The sequence below is a fragment of the Anaerophilus nitritigenes genome (genome assembly GCF_004138215.1).
In the GTDB taxonomy this organism is placed as follows: domain Bacteria; phylum Bacillota; class Clostridia; order Peptostreptococcales; family Thermotaleaceae; genus Anaerophilus; species Anaerophilus nitritogenes.
On sequence record NZ_RYYS01000032.1, the window covers coordinates 1 to 21,903 of the forward strand.

General features: G+C 29.9%; 21 protein-coding genes. 20 read left to right on the forward strand and 1 reads right to left on the reverse strand.

Annotation, left to right across the window (positions count from 1 at the left end; genetic code table 11):
• The first annotated feature begins 181 nt into the window (after positions 1-181).
• The 3 genes from EK368_RS04185 to holA all read left to right on the forward strand — a co-directional run bounded on the left by EK368_RS04185 (position 182) and on the right by holA (position 3,929).
• Positions 182-469 (forward strand): hypothetical protein, encoded by a 288-nt coding sequence (locus tag EK368_RS04185; protein WP_129596728.1) that lies wholly within the window; start codon positions 182-184, stop codon positions 467-469.
• Between the two features lie 123 nt (positions 470-592).
• A complete protein-coding gene (locus EK368_RS04190) occupies positions 593-2,863 on the forward strand; it encodes a DNA internalization-related competence protein ComEC/Rec2 (protein ID WP_165000318.1) in 2,271 nt (756 codons plus the stop codon).
• Between the two features lie 13 nt (positions 2,864-2,876).
• Positions 2,877-3,929, forward strand: coding sequence for a DNA polymerase III subunit delta (holA, locus tag EK368_RS04195; RefSeq protein ID WP_129596733.1), 1,053 nt, complete (start codon positions 2,877-2,879; stop codon positions 3,927-3,929).
• Positions 3,930-3,975: 46 nt separating this feature from the next.
• On the opposite strand, the gene rpsT is transcribed toward holA, so the two are convergent.
• Entirely contained in the window at positions 3,976-4,239 is a 264-nt protein-coding gene (rpsT, locus tag EK368_RS04200) for a 30S ribosomal protein S20 (RefSeq protein ID WP_129596735.1), read from the reverse strand.
• Positions 4,240-4,426: 187 nt separating this feature from the next.
• On the opposite strand from rpsT, the gene gpr reads away from it, so the two are divergent.
• From gpr to floA, 17 genes are all read left to right on the forward strand, one after another.
• On the forward strand, positions 4,427-5,401 hold the full coding sequence (gene gpr / locus EK368_RS04205) for a GPR endopeptidase (protein ID WP_129596737.1): 975 nt from the start codon (positions 4,427-4,429) through the stop codon (positions 5,399-5,401).
• A gap of 67 nt (positions 5,402-5,468) precedes the next feature.
• Complete coding sequence (gene spoIIP / locus EK368_RS04210; RefSeq protein ID WP_129596739.1) at positions 5,469-6,680, forward strand: stage II sporulation protein P; 1,212 nt, start codon at positions 5,469-5,471, stop codon at positions 6,678-6,680.
• Positions 6,681-6,750: 70 nt separating this feature from the next.
• Complete coding sequence (locus EK368_RS04215; RefSeq protein WP_129596741.1) at positions 6,751-7,074, forward strand: hypothetical protein; 324 nt, start codon at positions 6,751-6,753, stop codon at positions 7,072-7,074.
• Positions 7,075-7,204: 130 nt separating this feature from the next.
• The gene (gene lepA, locus EK368_RS04220) at positions 7,205-9,022 is read left to right on the forward strand and encodes a translation elongation factor 4 (protein WP_129596743.1); all 1,818 of its coding nucleotides are present in this window, start codon (positions 7,205-7,207) and stop codon (positions 9,020-9,022) included.
• Positions 9,023-9,069: 47 nt separating this feature from the next.
• Positions 9,070-10,206, forward strand: coding sequence for a radical SAM family heme chaperone HemW (gene hemW, locus EK368_RS04225; RefSeq protein ID WP_129596745.1), 1,137 nt, complete (start codon positions 9,070-9,072; stop codon positions 10,204-10,206).
• 103 nt (positions 10,207-10,309) lie between these two features.
• Positions 10,310-11,332, forward strand: a complete 1,023-nt coding sequence (hrcA, locus tag EK368_RS04230; protein WP_129596747.1) for a heat-inducible transcriptional repressor HrcA — start codon at positions 10,310-10,312, stop codon at positions 11,330-11,332.
• A 103-nt stretch (positions 11,333-11,435) separates the two neighbouring features.
• A complete protein-coding gene (gene grpE, locus EK368_RS04235) occupies positions 11,436-11,990 on the forward strand; it encodes a nucleotide exchange factor GrpE (protein WP_129596749.1) in 555 nt (184 codons plus the stop codon).
• Between the two features lie 38 nt (positions 11,991-12,028).
• On the forward strand, positions 12,029-13,858 hold the full coding sequence (gene dnaK, locus EK368_RS04240) for a molecular chaperone DnaK (protein WP_129596751.1): 1,830 nt from the start codon (positions 12,029-12,031) through the stop codon (positions 13,856-13,858).
• A gap of 127 nt (positions 13,859-13,985) precedes the next feature.
• Positions 13,986-15,110 carry a molecular chaperone DnaJ gene (gene dnaJ, locus EK368_RS04245; protein WP_129596753.1) on the forward strand — a complete coding sequence of 375 codons (1,125 nt, stop codon included), beginning with the start codon at positions 13,986-13,988 and terminating at the stop codon, positions 15,108-15,110.
• Positions 15,111-15,232: 122 nt separating this feature from the next.
• On the forward strand, positions 15,233-16,183 hold the full coding sequence (gene prmA, locus EK368_RS04250; RefSeq protein WP_129596755.1) for a 50S ribosomal protein L11 methyltransferase: 951 nt from the start codon (positions 15,233-15,235) through the stop codon (positions 16,181-16,183).
• Positions 16,176-16,931 (forward strand): 16S rRNA (uracil(1498)-N(3))-methyltransferase, encoded by a 756-nt coding sequence (locus tag EK368_RS04255; protein WP_129596757.1) that lies wholly within the window; start codon positions 16,176-16,178, stop codon positions 16,929-16,931. The genes prmA and EK368_RS04255 overlap by 8 nt, the downstream gene beginning before the upstream one ends.
• Positions 16,932-18,239, forward strand: coding sequence for a tRNA (N(6)-L-threonylcarbamoyladenosine(37)-C(2))-methylthiotransferase MtaB (gene mtaB / locus EK368_RS04260; protein WP_129596759.1), 1,308 nt, complete (start codon positions 16,932-16,934; stop codon positions 18,237-18,239). It begins immediately after the preceding gene.
• A 77-nt stretch (positions 18,240-18,316) separates the two neighbouring features.
• The gene (locus EK368_RS04265) at positions 18,317-18,658 is read left to right on the forward strand and encodes a histidine triad nucleotide-binding protein (protein ID WP_129596761.1); all 342 of its coding nucleotides are present in this window, start codon (positions 18,317-18,319) and stop codon (positions 18,656-18,658) included.
• Between the two features lie 130 nt (positions 18,659-18,788).
• Positions 18,789-18,971 carry a 30S ribosomal protein S21 gene (gene rpsU, locus EK368_RS04270; protein ID WP_053957570.1) on the forward strand — a complete coding sequence of 61 codons (183 nt, stop codon included), beginning with the start codon at positions 18,789-18,791 and terminating at the stop codon, positions 18,969-18,971.
• 19 nt (positions 18,972-18,990) lie between these two features.
• The gene (locus EK368_RS04275; RefSeq protein WP_129596763.1) at positions 18,991-19,434 is read left to right on the forward strand and encodes a GatB/YqeY domain-containing protein; all 444 of its coding nucleotides are present in this window, start codon (positions 18,991-18,993) and stop codon (positions 19,432-19,434) included.
• Between the two features lie 123 nt (positions 19,435-19,557).
• Complete coding sequence (locus tag EK368_RS04280) at positions 19,558-20,871, forward strand: NfeD family protein (protein WP_243109357.1); 1,314 nt, start codon at positions 19,558-19,560, stop codon at positions 20,869-20,871.
• Positions 20,872-20,883: 12 nt separating this feature from the next.
• Entirely contained in the window at positions 20,884-21,879 is a 996-nt protein-coding gene (gene floA / locus EK368_RS04285; RefSeq protein WP_129596767.1) for a flotillin-like protein FloA, read from the forward strand.
• Positions 21,880-21,903 lie beyond the last annotated feature (24 nt).

Here is a 21,903-nt window from a genome sequence, read left to right on the forward strand (position 1 = left end):
TATTCTATATTTTCACAAATTCTCAATAATTGTTCCTTATTTTTATGACTTTGCTAAAATATAGTTTGTCAACAGTCTGAAGCTTCGTGAGAAGCTTTATTTTTTTCTATATAATACCACCTTATTTTTTGCAAATTGTTCTATCAAAAGGGAAAGATAATATAGAAAAAGGAGGGCTGATATGATAAATTCTATTCAAGAAAGAAGAATAAAGATTGAAAATGGATATGAGTTATATCTAGAAATTCCAGAAAAAGAATATTTATTTTCATATGATGAAAATGTTAGTATAGAGAATGCAAAAGATCTTTTAAGCCAATATCTACAGGTTCATCAAGATGATGCTCGGCTAGATCATGTACAAATTAAGCATGACAAAAACAATCATAGTGTAAATATAAAGGCAAATTTGATTTATGAAGGAAACGATCATACAAAAGCTAAATATATACCTGATCATTTAAGCTAGAAATAGACTGAGACATACTTTTTATCGTATGTCTCTTTTTGTTATTATAAAAAATATTTTTTAGGATAAAATAGATAAAAATCCATAGAAAGGAAAAAACATATGAGAAGGCCTCTGTTTTGGATGAGTATTTTTTACATTATAGGAATTTTATATGGATATTTATTTTATCCATCTTATATAAGTATATTTTTTTTGTTTTTAATGGGTGCAGTATTTATTGTATATACGAAAAAAATATACTTTTTTATTTTTCTTTTTTGCATTTTAATAGGTATTTTTCTTTTTAAGATGGATTGTGATCAAAAGAGTTTTTATGATTCTTTAGAAAATGAACATATAAAGATTACAGGAGATGTAATAGATATATATCATAAGAAGTCAACTTCCATTCTATTAAAAACAACTCAAGTGATATACAAAGAAAAAATATATAAGGAAAAAGATAAAGTACTTATAAAATACAAAGGAAATAATAAAAAATTTGATAATATAGTGGGAAAGAGAGTTTCTATAGAAGGAAAGGTTATAAAGCCAAAGGGAAGAAGAAATCCCAATATGTTTGATTATTCTATGTATCTAAAAATGAAAAAAATTTATGGAGTATTGTATACAGATAAGATACAAATAGTTGGAGATGGAAAAGTTTCTCTTATATGGATTATGTCTAAAAACATAAAAAATAAAGTGATTGATTTGATAGAAAATATTATGCCTAAAGAAGAAGGGGATATGCTATTAGGAATTATTCTAGGAAAAAAAGATGGTTTAGATGAACATATATATAAAACCTTTCAACGAGTAGGAGTAGCTCATATTCTTGCAATATCAGGGATGCATATAGGAATACTTTATTTATTTTTTGATAGATTACTAAAAAGATTTTCTGTGTATATAAGAGCTATTTTTCACTCTATAATTTTATGGATATATGCTTTTATTACTGGAGGAAGTCCTTCAGTTGTAAGAGCTGTTTTAATGATTCATATTTTTTTTATGGCACCTTTGCTCAATAGAAAGTATGATTCTTTAAGTGGAATTTCAATCATTGCTTTTTTACTTTTGATTATAAATCCTATGTATATTATAGATATTGGATTTGCACTTTCATTTTGTGCTGCTTTTTCCATTATTATTTTATATAAGATTATTGATAAAAAATTAGTATGGATTCCAAAGATGGTTAGAAAATATTTAGTAGCTTCTATTGCTGCTCAAATAGGAACTATGCCTATTGTAGCGTATCACTTTTTTTATATCTCTTTTGGAGCTTTCATTATTAATATTCCTGTTGCTATTTTAATGGGTGTGATTGTACCTATGGGATTTATAATGATTATAGTTGGATTTTTAAATACATTTTTAGCTTCAATTGTTGGGAAAATTCTTTCCTCTTTATTAAAGATCATGATCATTTTATGTGATTTTGTAGATCATATACCTTTTAGTAGTATAGAGGTGGTATCTCCACATTGGACATTTTTTTTATTTTATTATGGAATTATTGTTCTTTGTATTAGTAAAACAAAGTTTAAAATAAATAAAAATAAAATCATAGGAATGATTACAGGAATTTATATGATAAGCATAGGGATTAATTTTATAGTGCCTACAAAAATGAAAATAAATTTTGTAGATGTAGGACAAGGAGATTGTATATTGATTCAAACACCTATGCATAAGAATATTTTGATTGATGGGGGAGGAAGTTTAAGAAAAGAGATAGATATAGGAGAAAATATTGTGGTTCCTTATTTAAGAAGAAATGGAATAGGAAAGATTCATATGATGTTTGTATCTCATGCTCATAAAGATCATATAGATGGACTCACTAGGGTGTTTGACCATATGAAAGTAGAAAATATGTTTATAGGAGCCAGGTGCAAAGATTCTATAGAAGAAAAAATACTTAGAGAAAAGTGTATGATTCATAAAACAAGAGTGTATGAAATCTTAAGAAATGATACAATAAACATTGAACAAAATCTATCTTTTAAAATTCTTCATCCAAAAGATGATACGACTACATTGTCTGAAGCAAATGATGATTCATTAGTTATATTCATGAAGTATGAAAGGGTAGGCGTTTTATTTACAGGAGATATAGAAAAAGAAACAGAAGAAACAATTATAAAAGAGTATCCTAAGCTTTATGTAGATATACTAAAGGTAGCTCATCATGGAAGTGCAACTTCTAGTACAGATGTTTTTATACAACATATAAAGCCTAAGGTGGGAGTGATTCAAGTAGGAAATAATAATTTTGGACATCCTAATCAAAGGGTATTAGATGAATTTTATAAAAATAAAGTAAAAGTATTTAGAAATGATAAAAATGGTGCAGTAATTGTTATTATTGATAAAAATAAGATAAAAGTAAATACGATGGAATAATAGGGGGATTTTTATGGAATATAAAGATGTAATAAAGGATTTGAAAAATAATCAATTGAAAAATTTATATTTATTGTATGGAACAGAACATTATTTGATTGATCATACAATAAATACATTGAAAAAAGAAATTATTGATGAAGCTTTTGAACAACTGAATTTTCAAGTGATAGATGGACAAGAAGCAGGTGTAAACACAATTATTAATGCTTGTGAAACTCTTCCTTTTATTGGGAAATCAAGAATGATTGTTATAAAAGATTTAGAATGTTTTACGGGAAAAAGAAACAATATTAGTGAAGAAGAGGAGAAAAAACTTCTAGAATACTTAAAAAACATTCCAAATACAACTTATCTATTTTTTGTATCGAAGCAAGATGTAGATCAAAGAAAAAAGATTATAAAAGCTATTAAAAATTATGGAGATATAATAGTCTGTAGTAAATTAGGAGAAAAAGATATTTACAAATGGACTCAAAAAAGTTTTCATAAATATAATAAAGAAATAAAAGATAGAGAAATTAGGTTGTTAATTGAAATGATAGGTTACTTAGATAAAAATTCTCAAAAAACATTAGAAGATTTAGATCAAGAAATTCATAAACTGTGTAGTTATGTAGGAGATAGAAAAACAATTTTAAAAGAGGATATTGAAAATTTAGCACCAAAAACTATAGAAAACAATATATTTACGCTAGTAGAAGCCATTGGGACACAAAATGTAGAAAAAGCTTTGTATTTGTTTAATGATATGTTAATAGAAGGAGAAGCAGAGACAAAAATTCTTTACATGATTACAAGACAGTTTAGACATCTATTTCAAATTAAAATAATGGAAAATCAAGGATATACTCCTATGGCTATAGGACCGAAGTTAGGATTGAAACAATTTGTAGTAAAAAAATACTTAGGCCAGGCTAAAAATTTTAATATTCAAAATTTAAAACAGTCTTTAAAAGTATGTTTGTCTACAGATGAAGCTATCAAAAAAGGAAGAATCGATGGAAAGATTGGTATGGAAATGTTGATTGTACAATTTGCAGCAAAAAGTAAAAAAGCGTACTAGGTAGGTACGCTTTTGCATATTCTATGGGGAATACATGACGGTTGTATTACATAGCTTTGTTTAATTTATTTGCTAATTTAGCAACTTTTCTAGAAGCGGCATTTTTGTGAAGAGTACCTTTTGCAGCAGCTTGCATAATTTTCTTTTCAGCGAAAGAGAATTTTGCTTTTGCTTCTTCTACATTGCCAGCTGATAATGATTCTTCAAATCTTCTGATCGCTGTTTTAACGATAGATTTGATTTTTCTATTTCTAGCAGTTTTAACATCGATTACTTTAATTCTTTTCTTAGCAGACTTAATATTTGCCAACCTGTTCACCCCCTTATTACCCAATTCAACAAAAGCTATTTTATCATGATTGTTGCAAAAAAGCAAGGGAAAAACTACTATTTGTTTTATATCCTTTAAAGTAAGTTTTTATACATGGTTTATCAGTAAAATGCGTACAATAAGAAAATATCTAAGAATATTACGAGCAACTAAGGAGGATAAAAACATGTTTCAAATTAGAACTGATTTAGCTGTAGAATCAAGAGAAATGTATAGAGAAAATACAAAGACAGAAATTCCAGGAGTAGAAGTTCATCAAAGAGAAGAAAAGTTAGCTACGATTACTCATGTAGAGGTTTTAAATGATGAGGGAAGCAAAATAATGGGAAAACCTCAAGGCAGTTATATTACTATAGAGTCTTCAGGGCTTAAAAATCCAGATGCAGATTTAAAAGATGATGTAAGTAAAATTTTAGCAAAAGAGTTAGTAAGTTTGATACCTAAAAAAAACAATTTTAAAACCCTTATAGTTGGACTTGGAAATGGGGATATTACACCAGATGCATTAGGACCTCAAGTTGTATCAAAAATATTTATCACAAGGCATTTGTTTGAAACCTATAATAAGACAGATGATCCAAGTGTTAGGCCTGTCAGTGCAATCTCTCCTGGAGTCATGGGCACAACTGGTATTGAAACAGTAGAGATTATTAAAGGAATAGTAGAAAAAACAAAACCAGATTTAGTCATAGCCATAGATGCTTTGGCTTCAAGAAAAATGCAAAGAGTTCATTCTACCATACAAATTTCTACTACGGGAATTCATCCAGGATCTGGAGTGGGAAATAAAAGAAAAGAATTAAGTGAACATACATTAGGAGTGCCCGTATTTGCAATTGGGGTACCTACAGTTGTAGATGCAGCGACTATGGCAAATGACACTATAGGATTAGTAGTAGAAGCTTTAAGCAATCAATCCTCTAAAGAATCTCAATTTTATCAAATTCTCAAAGAAATGAATGAAGAGGATAAATATCATTTGATTAAAGAGGTGTTAGACCCGTATGGAGCCAATGTGATTGTAACTACAAAAGATATTGATATGATTATTAGAAATATTTCTCAAATTATTGCAAATGGTATCAATATAGCACTTCATCCAGGGATTGATTTAAAAGATGTAAATAGATATTTGCAGTAATATATTTAAAAAGCCTCTCATATAATTGATAGTACAAACAAAAGAGACAAGAGAGGTGTATGTATTCGTGAAAATAAAAGGTATTGACCTAAGAAAAAATTATAAATGGATAGGAATTATCATTACTAGTTTAATGCTTGTTTTCTTTTTAAAAGTATTTATTTGGGATGCAAAAGATATCATTGTAAAAGCAAATGGTATTTCAAAAGGAAAAGATATTGTACAAGCACAAGAAAAAGGATTTAAAGATGAGTTATTTATTACTATTTTGAATAAAAGCATTCCTGCTTTAGAAGTAAATTATAAAAAAGAACATAAAAACTATAAAAGTATAAAAAAATTTTTTGTAGAAAAAATACTTAATTTTGATTATCAGGATCCTAAAACTTTATTTCAAGCACAAATTTCTATGCTCAAAGAAGCAGATGATGATTTGGGAGAAGATCTACACGGGTTTTATGAAGAAGAAAATTCTAAAGAAAACAGTACAAAAGATATAACTCAACAAGTGATGAAACAGGAAGATTTAGTCATACCTACACAAAATGAAAACTCTCAGTCTAAAGAAGAAACAAAGACTGCAAATAGTATTGTAGAGGAACCTAAAGAAAATGTAAAAATTATAAGTTCTCCTATTCAAAAACCTGCAAAGCTTACATTAGATAAAAACAATCCTTCTATTTTTATCTACCATACACATCCCACAGAATCTTATATGCCTGAGTCTGTAGGAAATTTTCATTCTTTAAATCGGAAATATACAGTAAGAGCAGTAGCTGATGAGTTGACAAAATCTTTGAAAAATAAAGGATATAAGGTGCTTCATGACGAGACACTACATGATTATCCATCATATCAAAAATCTTATGTAAGATCTTTAGAGACACTTACAAATCATTTGAATCAATATCCTAGTGTTAAAGTTGTATTTGATGTTCATAGAGATGCTGCACCTAATACGGATACAGCTAGAGAAAATAGTTATATAATAATCAATGGACAAAAGGTAGCTAAATTTGCTATTGTTGTCGGAATGCAAAATGAAAATGTAGAAAAACTTTTAGTTCTTGCAAATTATATAAAAGCAAAAAGTGATGAAAAATATCCAGGATTAGCAAAAAAAATTATTCCAAAGCCTTATAAATTTAATCAATACAATTCAGATTATTATGTATTGTTAGAAATGGGAAATACTGCTAATACTATAGATGAAGCAGAAAGAACAGCAAAATATTTAGGAGAAATTTTGAATGAAGTACTAGAAGATATAAAAAATTAGAATAAAAAATTCGTATATTTCTATAGAATAAAAAATCTTTCTATTGACGAAAATAATATTGGTGATCAATATGAGTAGAGTAAAGAAGAATGAAACTGAAAAAACAAAAAAAAAACAAGCAGGAAAAAGATGGCTTATTTTACCTGTGATGATAATTCTATTAATAAGCGGTATTTTACTTGTAGATGATTCTTATCGTTCTATGATGATGATTCATGAACCTAAAGCATTGGGAGTATCCAGGCTAAATGAAAATATCTATACTTTTACTTTTTGTGGGAAAAATTATTACCTAAATAAGGAAGAAGCATATGAAGTGTACGATTATATTAAAGAAGCGTTCTTAACTTTTGTAGAGAGTGTGAAAAAACAAAAAGAAATTTTATTAAGATAAAAATAAAATTGCTGAGCTTTTTGCTCAGCTCTTTTATTGTATACTTTTGCTTTATAATTTATCTATGATATATAGATAAATTATGATATAATAGTAAAGATTATCAAAGCGTAATAGAGGAGGAGTAGAAATGAGCAGTAATCGTCAGAAAAAGATTAGAAACTTTTGTATTATTGCCCATATTGACCATGGAAAATCTACCCTTGCTGATAGATTAATAGAAAAGACAGGTTTGCTTACTCAAAGAGAAATGAAAGAGCAAATACTAGATAATATGGATTTAGAAAGAGAACGGGGAATTACTATAAAACTTCAAACTACCCGTTTAGTTTATAAAGATCAAAAGGGTGAAGAATATATATTAAACCTTATTGATACACCAGGACATGTAGACTTTACTTATGAGGTATCAAGAAGTCTTGCAGCATGTGAGGGAGCCATATTAGTAGTAGACGCAGCACAAGGAGTTGAAGCTCAAACTCTTGCAAATGTGTATCTTGCTTTAGAGCAAAACTTAGAAATCATACCTGTAATTAATAAAATTGATCTTCCAGGGGCTAGGCCAGATGAAATAAAAGATGAAATAGAAGAAATTATAGGGATTGAGGCAACAAATTGCCCTTTAATATCTGCAAAAGAAGGACTTAATATTGAAGATGTACTAGAGGCGATTGTACAAAAGTTACCAGCTCCTAGTGGGGATGAAGATGGATCTTTAAAAGCGCTTATTTTTGATTCTTATTATGATAGCTACAAAGGAGTAGTAGCTGATGTAAGAGTAAAAGAAGGTAGCATAAAAGCAGGAGATAAGGTTTTAATGATGGCTACAGGCAAAAAGTTTGAAGTAACTGAGGTAGGAGTATTTACTCCTGGACCTATGCCAATAGACAAGCTTTCAGCAGGTGATGTAGGATATGTTACGGCAAGTATTAAAAATGTATCTGATACCCAAGTGGGAGATACGATTACAAGTGCACTATCACCTGCAAAAGAACCATTATCAGGTTATAAAAAAGTAATTCCTATGGTATACTGCGGAATTTATCCAGCAGAAGGAGAAAAATATGAAAATGTAAGAGATGCTTTAGAAAAGCTACAAGTTAATGATGCTTCATTAGAGTTTGAGGCAGAAACTTCTAATGCATTAGGTTTTGGATTTAGATGTGGATTTTTAGGACTTCTTCATATGGAAATTATTCAAGAGAGATTGGAAAGAGAATTTGATTTAGATATTATTACTACATCTCCTAGTGTAATCTATAGAGTAACAAAAACAAATGGAGAGGTTTTGATGATACAAAATCCTACAAATCTTCCTCCTACTCAAGAAATTAACTTTATGGAAGAGCCTATTGTAGATGCAAAAATTATGCTTCCTAATGAATATGTAGGAAATGTAATGGAATTGTGTCAAGATCGAAGAGGAACTATGAACCATATGGAGTATATTGATGAAAGAAGAGTACTACTTCATTATGAGCTTCCTTTAAATGAAGTCATTTATGATTTTTTTGATGCTTTAAAATCTAAAACAAGAGGATATGGATCGTTAGATTATGAGCTAAAAGGATATCAAAGATCTACTCTTGTAAAAATGGAGATTTTATTAAACAAAGATATTATAGATGCTTTTTCTATGATTGTACATGAAAGCAAAGCAGTAAGTAGAGGAAGAGCTGTATGTGAAAAATTAAGAGAAGTAATTCCAAAGCATATGTTTGCTATTCCTATACAAGCAGCCGTTGGAACAAAAGTTATTGCAAGAGAGACAATTAGTGCCTTGAGAAAAGATGTACTAGCAAAATGTTATGGTGGAGACATTTCTAGAAAGAAAAAGCTTCTTGAAAAGCAAAAAGAAGGTAAAAAGAGAATGAGACAATTAGGCTCTGTAGAAGTACCACAAGAAGCTTTCATGGCTGTATTAAAATATGATGAAAACAAAAAATAGTCACCTTTAGGTGGCTATTTTTCACATAATAGGAAAGAAGGAAAAAAATGAAAAATATAGGGTTGTATATTCACATTCCATTTTGTGTAAAAAAATGCTTCTACTGTGATTTTTGTTCTTATCCAGATACTTACAATATTTCAGCTTATATGAATGCAGTAAAGAAAGAAATAAAATCATTTGAAAAAGATTTGAAAGAGTATAAAATAAAATCTATTTTTATAGGAGGAGGAACACCTTCTATTATTCCTATAGATGAAATGGATAAAATTATGAATCTATTACATGAGAAATTTCATATGGATGAAAAGATAGAATGGAGTATAGAATCAAATCCAGGAACATTAAATGAAGAAAAAATAAGATTTTATTTAAAAAGTGGAATCAACAGATTGAGTATAGGGCTTCAAGCTTGGCAGGATCATCATCTGAAAAGATTAGGAAGAATTCATACAAAGGATGAATTTGTAAAAAATTATTTATTAGCAAGAAAACTAGGGTTTAAAAATATAAATATAGATTTGATGTTTTCTCTTCCAGATCAAACTTTTTTAGAATGGAAGGAAACTTTATCTCAAGTGATAAAACTACAACCTGAACATATTTCTTCTTATAGTTTAAAAATAGAAGAAAATACAGTGTTTAATGAGTTGTACGAAAAAGGTTTATTAAATATTCCTAGCGATGAAGAAGATAGAGAAATGTATCATTTTGCTATGGATTATCTTACTTCATGTGGGTATGAACATTATGAAATATCAAATTTTGCTAAAGAAAATAAAGGCAGTATTCATAATCAAATTTATTGGGAAAATAAAGAGTATATAGGATTTGGAGTAGGCGCTCATTCCTATTTTAATAACGACAGATTTTCAAATGAAATCAATATAGATGATTATATTTTAAAGATTCAAAATAAAAAAAGCCCTTGTATTACAAAAGAAAAAATATTTAAAGAAGATGAGATGGCAGAAACTATGTTTTTAGGACTTCGACTAATAAGAGGGATTGATACAAAAGAGTTTGAAAAAAGATTTAAAATAAGTCCTTTAAAGATTTATAAAAAGTCTATCGATAAATTTATACAAGAAGGACTTTTGTGGAATGATGGAAGAAATATTGGACTTACTAAAAGAGGAATAGATGTATCCAATCAAATTTTTGTTGATTTTTTGCCAGATTAAAAAAACAAAAAAGCTATTGACAAATTCATTTATTAGTGATACCTTAAAATCATAATAGATTAGCACTCATCAAGAGAGAGTGCTAACAAATAGGAGTGGTATTATGGGGCTAGGAGAAAGAAAGTTAAAAATCCTACAGGCCATAATCAAGGATTTTATTTTGACAGCTGAACCTGTGGGTTCAAGAACACTTATGAAAAAATATGACTTAGGGATTAGTGCTGCTACGATAAGAAATGAAATGTCAGATTTAGAGGAAATGGGTTTTTTAAGTCAACCCCATACTTCTGCTGGTAGAATCCCTTCTGACAAAGGTTATAGACTTTATGTAGATAGTTTAATGATGATGGATCGATTGGCTAAGAATCAGCAAGATGCAATTCAAAAAAGCTTTCTACAGAGTTTTGGAGAAATAAGGGAGATTATTACAGCAACTTCTAAAGTTTTATCTCATATGACAAAGCTTACCTCTGTTGTATTGTCTCCTCAATTTGAACAAAGCAAATTAAAGTCTGTACAACTTGTTCCTATTGATGAAAAAAGCTTACTATTGATAGTAGTATCTGAATCTGGCATTGTAAGAAATGCCATTGTAAGAAATAATGAAGTTTTTAGTAAAGAACATTTAGAGTTAATTACTAAGATACTAAATATCAAGCTTAAGGGGTTAACTATTGGAAAAGTTAATAAAGATGTTATTTATGACTTAAAGTGTGATATGAAAAAGTATACATCTTTAGTAGATCTTATTATACCAGTGCTTCTTGCAACTTTAGAAGATATGATTAGTGTTGAAGTGTACTTGGATGGATTGATGAATATTTTTCAGTTGCCAGAGTATCATAATATAGAAAAAGCAAGAGATTTTTTACAAATGTTAAATCATAAAGAACATATTATGGATTTATTACTCAATAGTAAAGATGAACTAGATATTACTATAGGAACAGAGAATAGACATGAAGAAATGAGAAATTGTAGTTTAGTGACTGCTACTTACAAAGTAAATGATGTGATTGTAGGAAAAATAGGAGTCATTGGACCTACAAGAATGAATTATGATCATATTGTTTCTGTTGTAGACTATGTAACAAAAAATTTAACGCAGTTATTAAATGATGAATAACGATGTTATATAGTGCAAAATATTTATTTTGCACTATACATATGTGGAATTTAAATTAGATGCACAAATCATAAGGAAATATAATATAGGTAGGTGAGTAGAGATGAAAAAAAATCATTCAGAGGATCTTCAACAGGAGACTGTAAGAGATAATTTAGAAGCTACACAAGAAGAATTGAAAGAGCAAAATCAAGAATGTACTTGTGAAGATGCAAAAATCAAAAAGCTACAAGAAGAAAAAGAAGAAATCAATAGTCAGTTTTTAAGAATGACTGCAGATTTTCAAAATTATAAAAAAAGAGTAGAAAAGGAAAAAAGTGATATATACACTTTTGCAAATGAAAAATTGATTTTAGATATGCTTCCAGTAGTAGATAATTTACAAAGAGCTATAAAAACTTATAAAGATGAAGGAAAAGATGAATCTTTTACGCAAGGAATAGAAATGATTTTAAAGCAACTTTTAGAAGTGTTTGAGAAAAATGGAGTAAAAGAAATAGAAACAATAGGAAAAGAATTTGATCCTAATTTTCATCATGCTGTAATGCAAGAGGAATGTGATGGATATGAAAGCAATATAATTATAGATGTGTTCCAAAAGGGATATACATTAAATGAAAAAGTAATTAGACCAAGTATGGTAAAAGTAGCAAATTAAAAAAATTTTATATAGGATATGAAGGAGGAAATTGTACAATGGGAAAAATTATTGGTATTGACTTAGGGACAACTAACTCATGTGTTTCAGTATTAGAAGGTGGAGAACCTGTAGTAATTTCAAATGCAGAAGGAAATAGAACTACTCCGTCTGTTGTGGCTTTTACAAAGGCAGGAGAACGTCTTGTAGGAGAAACAGCAAAAAGACAAGCTATTACAAATCCTGATAAGACAATTAGTTCTATAAAAAGACATATGGGAACTGATTATAAAGTATCTATAGATGGAAAAGATTATACACCACAAGATATTTCAGCTATGATTTTAATGAAGTTAAAAGCAGATGCTGAAAGTTACTTAGGAGAAGCAGTAACAGAAGCTGTTATTACTGTTCCTGCATATTTTTCAGATAGCCAAAGACAGGCTACCAAAGATGCTGGAAAAATAGCAGGACTTGAAGTAAAAAGAATCATCAATGAACCTACTGCTGCATCATTAGCTTATGGACTTGATAAAGAAAATGAACATCAAAAAATTATGGTATTTGACTTAGGAGGAGGTACTTTTGACGTTTCAATTCTAGAATTAGGAGATGGAGTGTTCGAAGTATTAGCAACTCATGGAGACAATCACCTTGGTGGAGATGATTTTGATGATGCAGTGATGAATTTCTTAGCAGAATCTTTCCAAAAAGAACATGGGGTAGATTTAAGAAAAGATAAGATGTCTCTACAAAGATTAAAAGAAGCAGCAGAAAAAGCCAAAAAAGAATTATCTAGTACCCAAACAGCAAATATAAATCTTCCATTTATTACTGCAACTGCTGAAGGACCACTTCATTTAAATATGGATTTAACAAGAGCAAAATTTAATCAGCTTACAGAACAGTTAGTAAAAAGAAGTATGGAACCTGTAGAAAAAGCTTTAAGAGATTCAGGGTTAACTGCTTCTCAAGTAGATAAAGTAATTTTAGTAGGAGGTTCTACGAGAATTCCTGCCGTACAAGAAGCTGTAAAAAATCTTACAGGAAAAGATCCTCATAAAGGAATCAATCCAGATGAATGTGTAGCTATAGGAGCTGCTATTCAAGCAGGAGTATTGACAGGAGAAGTAAAAGATGTATTATTACTAGATGTAACACCGCTATCTTTAGGAATTGAAACTTTAGGAGGAGTATCTACAAAGTTAATTGAAAGAAATACTACAATTCCTACAAGAAAAAGCCAAGTTTTCTCTACTGCAGCAGATAACCAAACAGCTGTTGATATCCATGTTCTTCAAGGAGAAAGAGAAATGGCAGCAGATAATATTACATTAGGTAGATTCCAACTTAGTGGTATTATGCCAGCTCCAAGAGGAATTCCTCAAATTGAAGTAACATTTGATATTGATGCAAATGGTATTGTAAATGTAAGTGCAAAAGATAAAGGAACAGGAAAAGAACAAAAGATTACAATTACTGCTTCTACTAATTTAAGCGATGATGAAATCGAAAAGAAAGTAAAAGAAGCAGAAAAATTTGCAGAAGAAGATAAAAAGAAAAAAGAAGCTATTGAATCAAGAAATAAAGCAGATACAATGGTTTATGAAACAGAAAAAGCTCTAAAAGAAGTAGGAGATAAAGTAAGTGCTGAGGAGAAGAAAAATATTGAAGATAAATTAGCAGCTCTTAAAAAAGCATTAGAAGGAGATAACGCAGAGGAGATCACAAAAGCAACAGAAGAATTAACAAGTGCTTTCCATGTATTATCACAAAAAATGTATGAACAAGCAGGCGCACAAAACCAAGAAGGTCAAGCAACAGGTAATGAACCAAAAGATGATAATGTAGTGGATGCAGACTATGAAGTAGTAGATGATGATAAATAAAAAAATATTAGGCACCCACTTGGGTGCCTTGTAAATGTGAAAAAAGGTTGCGAAATTTTTATATATTGCATATAATTGTTGTAGTTTGTGTTTCTCACAAAACCTCATAAGAAAGGCGGTGAGAATAATGTCTAAAAGAGATTATTATGAAGTTTTAGGAGTAGACAAAGGTTCAGATCAAGATAGTATAAAAAGAGCATATCGTAAAATGGCAATGAAGTATCATCCGGATAGAAATCCTGGAGATAAACAAGCAGAAGAAAAATTTAAAGAAGCCAATGAAGCTTATGAAGTATTAGGAGATCAAAACAAAAGAGCAAAATATGATCAATTTGGTCATGCAGGAGTAGATCCAAATGCTCAAGGTGGATTTGGAGGCTTTGGATCAGGAGGTTTTGGAGATATTTTTGAAGACATATTCGATATGTTTGGTGGTGGTTTTTCAGGAAGAAGATCAGGACCACAAAAGGGTGCTGATTTAAAATATGAACTAGGCATTACATTTAAAGAAGCAGCTTTTGGAGTAAAGAAGGAAATCACAATTCAAAGACATGAAAAGTGTGATACTTGTCATGGAACAGGAGCTAAAGAAGGAACAAGTAAAAAAACTTGTTCTAAATGTAATGGTAGTGGAGAAATAAGATATGCAACAAGAACTCCTCTTGGTCAATTTGTAAATGTAAAACCATGTGATGTATGTCATGGAGCAGGAAGTATTATCGAGAATCCTTGCTTACAATGTCATGGAGCAGGAAAAGAATTAAAAAATAAAAAGATACAAATCAATATACCAGCAGGAGTAGATACAGGATCTGTAATTCCTTTAAGAGGAGAAGGAGAGCCTGGAGAAAAAGGAGGACCTCAGGGAGATTTATATATTGTTTTAAGAATAAAGCCTCATGAAATATTTAAAAGAGATGGAAATGACATAATTTGTGAGATTCCTATTACTTTTGTGCAGGCTGCCCTTGGAGATGAATTACAGATACCTACGCTAGAGGGACAAGAAAAATATAAAATACCTGAAGGAACACAAAGTGGAACAATATTTAGAATGAAGGGTAAAGGAATTCCCAATGTAAGAGGATATGGAAGAGGAGATCTTTATATCAAAGTAATTGTTGAAGTCCCCAAAAGGTTAAATGATAAACAAAAAGAACTTCTTAAGAAATTTGCAGATGTAATGGGAGAAGATGTACATGAACAAAGAAAAACCTTTTTTGATAAGGTAAAAGAGGTTTTTGGCATATAAAACACCCGGTAATTACTGGGTGTTTCATTTATTATAATAATATTTAAAAAAATATTATTTGGTAAAGATGACAGGCAAGGGTATAATAATGTATAAAGACAAAGCTACGGAGGGGTAAAACAATGAAATGGATAGAAGTAAAGATAAAAACTACTACAGAAGCAGTAGAAGCAGTAGCAAATATTTTATATGATGCAGGAGTAGGAGGAGTTGTAATAGAAGATCCTAGTGATCCTATTTACCATCAAAAGGAATCAGAAGATTGGGATTATGTAGATGAATCTATTCTTCCTACAGATTATGAAGGAGCTATTGTAAAAGGCTATTTATCTGAAAGTGAAGATTTATTAGATAAAATAGAAATGATTAAGCAAAATGTTGAAAAAATTCCTCAATACAATTTAGATAAAGGATTAGGGGAAGTAACTACAGCTGAAGTTTATGAAGAAGATTGGGCAAATGCATGGAAAAAATACTATAAGCCTAAAAAAATAGGAAAAAATATTGTTATTAAACCATCTTGGGAAGATTATGATAAAAATCCAGGAGAATTAATTATAGAATTAGATCCTGGAATGGCATTTGGAACAGGAACCCATGAAACTACTATGATGTGTATAGAAAATATTGAAAAATACGTAAAGGATACATATACTGTTTTTGATATAGGCTGTGGAAGTGGGATTTTATCTATTGCAGCAGCAAAATTAGGAGCAAAAAAAGTGATTGGAGTAGATCTAGATCAAGTTGCTGTAGACGCATCAAAGAGAAATGTTTTAGATAATAAAGTAGAAAATATCGTTGAAATTAGACATGGAAATCTTACAGATGTAATTGATGAAAAAGCAGATATAGTAGTAGCTAATATTATTGCAGATGTGATTATACATTTATCTTCATTTATTAAAAAATTTATGAAAGAAGATGGGATATTTATATCTTCTGGAATTATTTTAGATAAAGTAGATGAAGTAGTAGAGGCACTTAAAAAAAATGAATTTGAAATACAAGAAGTTAGAAAAATGGGAGAATGGGCAGTAATTATGTCTAAAGGAGCCAGAAAAGATGCATAGATTTTTTGCTGATGAAAATAATATTTTAGAAAATGAAAAAATTATTCTTGATGATTCAGAAGATGTAAAGCATATTTTAAAAGTATTAAGGTTAAATGAAGGAGATCAGATAGAAGTTTGTGATGGAAAAAATCATGATTATATAGGAAAGATTATTTCTTTATCTAAAAAGAAGATTGAGCTAAAAATTATTGAAAAAAAAACATCTCTTACAGAATCTAATATAGAAGTTACTCTTTTTCAAGGTATTCCAAAGGGTAGTAAGATGGAGCTTATTATTCAAAAGTGTACAGAACTAGGGATTTTTAGTGTTGTTCCTGTTATTACAAATAGAACGATTGTTCAGTTGAAGGATCAAAAAAGTGAAGAAAAAAAAGTTGAAAGATGGCAAAAAATTTCAAATGAGGCTGCCAAACAGTGCAAAAGAGGAGTTATTCCTAAAATTGAAAATCCTATCTTCTTTGAGGAGTTGTTAAAACAGTTATATGAATATGATTTGTGTATTGTTCCTTATGAGAAAGAAAAACAAGTAGGATTAAAAGAGGTATTTAAAAAATATAAAGATGTGAAAAAAATTGCTATTTTTATTGGACCTGAAGGAGGATTTGAGGAAGAAGAAATCTATAAGCTTAAAGAAGAAAGTGCAATTTCTATTTCTTTAGGAAAAAGAATTTTAAGAACAGAAACAGCAGGTTTCGTAACACTTGGTATATGTATGTATGAGTTAGGAGATTTAGGAGGCAGATAGATGAATAAAGTAGCATTTTATACACTAGGGTGCAAAGTCAATCAGTATGAAACAGAAGCTATGATGGAGTTGTTTGAAAAAAGTGGATATCATGTTGTAGATCATGAAGATACAGCCGATGTATATGTAATTAATACTTGTACCGTTACAAATTTAGGAGATAGAAAATCAAGACAATTTATTAGAAGAGCAAAAAGAAAAAATCCTAAATCTTTAATTGCTGTAGTAGGTTGTTATGCACAAACTGCACCTAAAGAAGTTGAAGCTATTGAAGGAGTCAATGTTATTTTAGGGACAAATGATAGAAAAAAAATTGTGGATTATATAGAAAAAGTAAAAGAAGAAGAAGCTATCAATGCAGTTGGAGATATTATGCAGATCAAAGAATTTGAGGAAATGACCATCGGAGAAATTAAAGGAAAAACAAGAGCATATCTTAAAATTCAAGAAGGATGCAATCAATATTGTAGCTATTGTATTATTCCCTATGCAAGAGGTCCTATAAGAAGCAGAAAAATAGAAGATATTATAAAAGAAGTAAAACGTCTTTCAGAGCACGGATTTAAAGAAATTATATTAACAGGAATTCATGTAGCATCTTATGGAAAAGATTTAGAAGATCGTAATCTTTTAGAAGTGATAAAAGCAGTCCATGAGGTAGAAGGCATCAAAAGAATTCGATTAAGTTCTATTGAGCCGACTATTATGTCAGAAGAATTTGTAAAAGAATTATCTAATTTGCCAAAGGTTTGTCCACATTTTCATCTTTCATTACAAAGTGGTTGTAATGAAACATTAAAGAGAATGAATAGAAAATATACAACAGAAGAATATAAAATCATTGTAGATCGATTAAGAAGATCTATGCCTGATGTATCTATTACCACAGATATTATGGTAGGTTTTCCCGGAGAAACTGATGAAGAATTTGAAAAAACATTAAATTTTGTAAGAGATATAAATTTTAGTCAAATTCATGTATTTAAATATTCTAAAAGAAAAGGTACCAAAGCTGCTCAATTTTCTGATCAAGTAGATTCAAAAACAAAAAATCAAAGAAGTGAAAAATTGATTGAGCTTGCAAGAAAATGTTCAATAAAATATCATAAAAAATTTGTAGGAACTCAAAGAGAAGTATTATTTGAAACTTTAAGTGTTGAAAGTCCAGGATATTATGAAGGCCTTACAGATAATTATATAAGAGTTTTATGTCCATCTAAAACTCCTCTGGAAGAAAAGCTAGTATCTGTATTTATAGAAACAATATCAGAGGAATTAGTAGTAGGCAGATTAATAGAAATGATATAATAATAAAAGAAGGAATTACAAAACAAATGTTGAATAATAAATGATGGAAGTTTTAAAATAGTAAGGAGGTGAAGAAAATGGATGATTGCATATTTTGCAAAATTTCTTCTAAACAAGTTCCTTCGAAAATAGTATATGAGGACGATTCTGTAATGGCATTTTACGATATAGAACCACAAGCACCTGTTCATATAGTAATTATTCCTAAAAAACATATTAAGTCCTTAGATCATATAATAGAGCAAGACAAAAATCTTGTAGGATATATTTTTCTTTGTGCAAAAAAAATTGCAAGTGAATTAGGGCTAAAAAATGGATATAGGATTGTCAATAATTGTGGAAAGTTAGGGGGACAAACAGTAGACCATATACATTTTCACCTTCTAGGAGGAAGACAACTTCAATGGCCCCCAGGGTAAAAAGAGTTGCATAAATGAAAGATTTCATGTATAATAACATAGTGTCATTTTGGGATTCTAAATGATGGATACATTTGGTTTTTTAAAAAGGACACAGCACAAGTTTGCTAGCGGAGGGAGGGAAAATTATATGTCAACAGAAATTAAAATAGGGGAAAGCGAAACTCTTGAAAGTGCTCTTCGTAGATTCAAGCGTTCATGTGCAAAGTCTGGTGTTTTATCAGAAGTAAGAAAAAGAGAGCATTATGAAAAGCCTAGCGTGAAGCGTAAAAAGAAAGCGGAGGCTGCAAAAAGAAATAAGAAAAAATTCTAATTTAAAAGAGGTGTGACATATGCTCCTCAAAGAGAGATTAATGGCTGATTTGAAAGAAGCCATGAAAGAAAAAAACAAAATGAAAAAATCTGTTGTGACACTGTTAAGATCTGCTATCAAGCAATATGAAATTGATCATAAAGTAGAACTTGACGACGAAAGTATTTTAGATATTATTTCAAAACAAGTTAAACAAAAAAAAGATGCTATCGATGAATTTACTAAGGGAGATAGACAAGACTTAGTAGATGAAGCAAAAGCTGAAATAGATATTTTAATGGGTTATTTGCCAGAACAATTGACAAAAGAAGAGCTTTCTCAAATTGTCAGTCAAGTAATTGATGAAGTTGGAGCAAATAGCATGAAAGATATGGGCAAAATTATGTCAGCCATTATGCCAAAAGTAAAAGGTAGAGCTGATGGAAAAACAATTAATCAAATAATAAAGCAGTTTTTGCAATAAAAAGGCCTAAGAGTTCTTAGGTCTTTTCTATTTGCCTAAAAATGGTTTTCAATAAATAAAAATTGTATTATAATATAGATAATTGTTTGGATGAAAGTATACACTATAAGGGAGGTGATAGAGTTGAAAAAATGGATTGTACATATTATTCTTTTGATACTATTTGTTAGTACTTGTATGGGAAGTGTTTATGGAGAAAATAAAAAGAATGTGTATATCATTCCTATAAAGGGAGAAATCAATCCAGCGGTTACTCAATTTGTAGATCAATCTATTCAAGAAGCTGAAGCAGATCCTTCATCAGTAGCTATTATATTTGAGATAGATACCTTAGGAGGAATGATTCAAGAAGCTACAAAAATAAGAGATTTAATCATGAAAACTTCTCTACATACGATTGCTTTTGTAAATAATAAAGCTGAATCTGCTGGAGTGCTGATTACTATTTCAGGTAAAAACATAGTGATGAGTGAAGGTAGTACTATTGGTTCAGCAGAAACCATTCCTTATACAGAAAAAAATATTTCGTATTGGAAGGGAGAACTAAGAGCTACAGCAGAGCAAAGAGGAAGAGATGCAAAATTAATAGAATCTATGGCAGATAGAAGAATAGAAATAAAAGATATTGATGATCCTAAGAAGTATATTGTAAAAAAAGGAGAGTTATTGAATCTGACTACAAAAGAAGCGGAAAAACTAAAATTTACAGATTTAGTATCTCGTGATTATGATGAGATACTTCGTAATTTTAAAATTGAAAATACAGAAAAAATTTATGTAAAACCAGATTTAAAAGTAAGTATTGCACAATTGGTAAGCAGTTCTGTATTTTTGCCAGTTCTTTTGAGTATAGGATTTATTGGAATGATTGTAGAAATATTTACTCCAGGGTTTGGAATAGGTGGAACTATAAGCTTGATTGCTTTTGTGACTTTCTTTGGAGGAAGTGTCCTTGCAGGAAATGCAGGAATTATGGTTATATTACTTTTTATACTAGGAATCATTCTTTTATTGGTTGAAATGGTTGTACCAGGGTTTGGAGCTCCTGGTATTGGTGGAGTGTTATGTATGATTACAAGTATTGTTTTAGCGTCTAATTCTTTGATCCTTGGAATGACTTCTTTAATCATTGCTTTTTTATTAACTATGATTGTAGCTGGAATTCTTATAAAATATGGACCAAAGAATAAATATTTAGATAAAATTATTTTATCTACTAAATTAGAAAAAGAAAAAGGTTTTGTATCTATAAAGGAAGATTTGAGTTTGATTGGCAAAGAAGGAATTACAATGACTGACCTTAGACCTTCTGGAATGGTACAAATAGAGCAAAAAAGAATTGATGTAGTAACACAAGGAGAATTTATAGAAAAAAATACAATGATTAAAATTATAAAAATAGAAGGCAGAAGAATCATTGTACAAAAAATAATATAGGAGGTTTTTAATATGGGACCAGTGATTGGTTTTGGGGTTATTTTGATTGTTGTTTTATTAATTTTAGGATTATTGCTTAGCTTTATTCCGGTAGGACTTTGGATTACTGCATATTTTTCAGGAGTTAGAATAGGGATATTTACTTTAATAGGAATGAGATTTAGAAGAGTATCTCCTTCTAGAATTGTAAACCCGTTAATTAAAGCTACTAAAGCAGGGCTTGATTTAAATATTGACAAATTAGAAGCTCATTATCTTGCAGGAGGAAATGTAGATAGTGTTGTAGATGCACTTATTGCAGCTCAAAGAGCAGAAATATCCTTAGAATTTGAAAGAGCAACAGCTATAGAGCTAGCAGGAAGAGAAGTATTGAGTGCTGTACAAGTAAGTGTAAATCCAAAAGTAATAGAAACACCAAAAGTAGCAGCAGTTGCAAAAGATGGTATTGAGGTAATGGTAAAAGCAAGGGTAACGGTAAGAGCAAATATAGAAAGATTAGTAGGAGGAGCAGGAGAAGAAACAATTATTGCAAGAGTAGGTGAAGGAATTGTAACTACTGTAGGATCAGCTCAAAGTCACAAAGAAGTATTAGAGAATCCAGATAAAATTTCAAGAACTGTTTTATCAAAAGGATTAGATGCAGGAACTGCTTTTGAAATATTATCCATTGATGTTGCAGATATAGATGTAGGACGAAATATAGGAGCACAGCTACAAACAGATCAAGCAGAAGCAGATAAAAGAATTGCACAAGCTAAAGCAGAAGAAAGAAGAGCTATGGCTGTAGCAAAAGAACAAGAGATGGTTGCATCAGTTCAAGAGATGCGCGCTAAGGTAGTAGAAGCAGAAGCAGAAATACCAAAGGCTATGGCACAAGCATTAAGAGAAGGAAAACTAGGAGTGATGGATTATTATAACATGCAAAATATTATGGCAGATACAAGTATGAGAAAGAGTATATCGAATGTAGGACAAGAAAAAGATCAAAATCCTAAAATTAAAAAATAAGGATTTGATTTAAAGGATGTGATG